The following is a 1,737-nucleotide window of genomic DNA, read 5'->3' as shown; positions in this document are numbered from 1 at the left end:
CTCTATGTTACTCACATATAATAATTTTCACCAGTAACTTCTACAAATTCTATAACCGAACCATCATTTAAAGTCCAAATTGGTTCAGTCCCTACAATTAAAAGTTCTCTTATGAAGTCAAGACTTTCAAAACTCATTCCTCCCTCTTTAAAGCCAACCCAACTTTCAAAAAGCCCAAAATCATGCTCTTCCAAAAAGCTGTCAATAACTGGAACAGTTTCATCGGTTACTACTGGAAACCATCTTGCTTCGCCCTTTAAGGCTGGAATGACTAATCTATCAATAGTCATTCCATTTTTTGTGTTTTCCGTCATATTTATTCTCCAATTTCAACAGTGCTTGGCCAAGTGGGGTAGTCTTTTAACTTAAAAATTTCAACTTCCCCACTGTCTAACAATTCATCTACTTTTTTGCTATCTGCAAATGTCGAACCTTTGAAAATTGGATAATTCATATCCTGAAACTCGATTCGCTCCCTATTGCCTTTTAAAGAGATATGTTTTACTTTGGTTTTATCTACCAATGTAAACTCCATACCGACAGCCACTATAATTTTTTCTGTTGCCATACTATTTCTCCTTTTGTTATCTTACTGTATTTATTATATACTTTAAGATATAATTTGTCAATAGTTTTTAGAAAAAATATTAAAAATTTTTAACAACTCCGATATAAGGGTACTTAAAAAGACTGAACATTTTTCTTGGCCAGTCTTTAAATATGTTTCAAAATCATATATTTCTATTCTTGAATCCTTGCAATCAAATCATTAAGGAATGCAGCCGTTGATTTCTCATAACCGTTAGCTCTTGCTAAACGAGCTAATTTTTCCTTATTCTTCTTCTCCAGTGTGTAAGTTGAAGGAACTAAATTAGGCTCCTCTCGGCTTGGTAAGCTAACGCTAGGTATTTTTTTTTCACCCATCTTCTTTCCCAGATCCTTTTTACTTTTATCTTTAGATGCCATATCGTTACCCCTTTTCATTCGTCGCCTCTCTTTTTATCAACTTTCTTATTCAGGAAATCAACAGTCTGAGCAATTTGGATACTTTTAAGGGCCACTACCAAGGTATTGGCATAGATTGCAAGCTCTATTTGCTTAAACATCATCGCAATTAAGCCAATTACAATCATAGCAAAACAGGTGACATCATTGATAATTTTCATTTCACTTCCTCATTTCTATTGTTTATTATACCTTAATTAGCCGCCAGGGGGGAGTTTTATGATTTTGTCAATAAAGTATAATCTTCAGCGCTCATGCCAATTTCTCCGCTTTCAGATTTCAAGATAACCTTGTTGGCATCTTTGTAGACAACGAACATAGTTATTCTATTGGTTTCTTGGATGTCTTTAGATGTAATTGTGACAGCTTCAATGCTATCTTGACTATCGATGTAAGCCAAGGTCTTTGTATCAGAACTTGACCACAAAAAACCATAAATTGTCTCTTGTTCGCTTTTCAAACTAGTCACACTTTTCTTTTCAAGTTGAACTAAATGCTGGTTAAGAAATTTTAAATAAGGTTCATTATCTTTTTTATATTTAGATAAAGTCGCAACCTCTGACTTTAGGCTATCTACTTGTAAGACAATAGAACCGCCCCAAATAATGAGCGCAATTACAAACAATACAACAGCTTTAAAAGCAAACCCACTTGGTTCAAACCCCGGTGAAATTTTTGATAAAACATAACCTAAAAAAACACAAACAAATATGATTATGACTAGAAAAGGTA

General features: G+C 33.7%; 5 protein-coding genes. All 5 read right to left on the bottom strand.

Annotated elements, in window-relative coordinates:
* Window positions 1-11: 11 nt before the first annotated feature.
* Window positions 12-314: a hypothetical protein gene (locus K4I03_RS12415; RefSeq protein WP_227965658.1), complete on the bottom strand. Its 303-nt coding sequence runs from the start codon at window positions 312-314 to the stop codon at window positions 12-14.
* Window positions 315-316: 2 nt separating this feature from the next.
* Window positions 317-568, bottom strand: coding sequence for a hypothetical protein (locus tag K4I03_RS12410; protein ID WP_227965656.1), 252 nt, complete (start codon window positions 566-568; stop codon window positions 317-319).
* 173 nt (window positions 569-741) lie between these two features.
* Window positions 742-966: a hypothetical protein gene (locus K4I03_RS12405; RefSeq protein WP_227965654.1), complete on the bottom strand. Its 225-nt coding sequence runs from the start codon at window positions 964-966 to the stop codon at window positions 742-744.
* A gap of 14 nt (window positions 967-980) precedes the next feature.
* A complete protein-coding gene (locus tag K4I03_RS12400) occupies window positions 981-1,166 on the bottom strand; it encodes a hypothetical protein (protein WP_227965652.1) in 186 nt (61 codons plus the stop codon).
* Window positions 1,167-1,222: 56 nt separating this feature from the next.
* A partial coding sequence (locus K4I03_RS12395) for a hypothetical protein (protein WP_227965650.1) occupies window positions 1,223-1,737 on the bottom strand: 515 nt, incomplete at its 5' end.

It is taken from the genome of Streptococcus sanguinis, from assembly GCF_020729725.1.
GTDB lineage: Bacteria > Bacillota > Bacilli > Lactobacillales > Streptococcaceae > Streptococcus > Streptococcus sanguinis_V.
The sequence above is the reverse complement of the archived record's forward strand: the minus strand, read 5'-3'. Positions and strand labels throughout refer to the sequence as shown.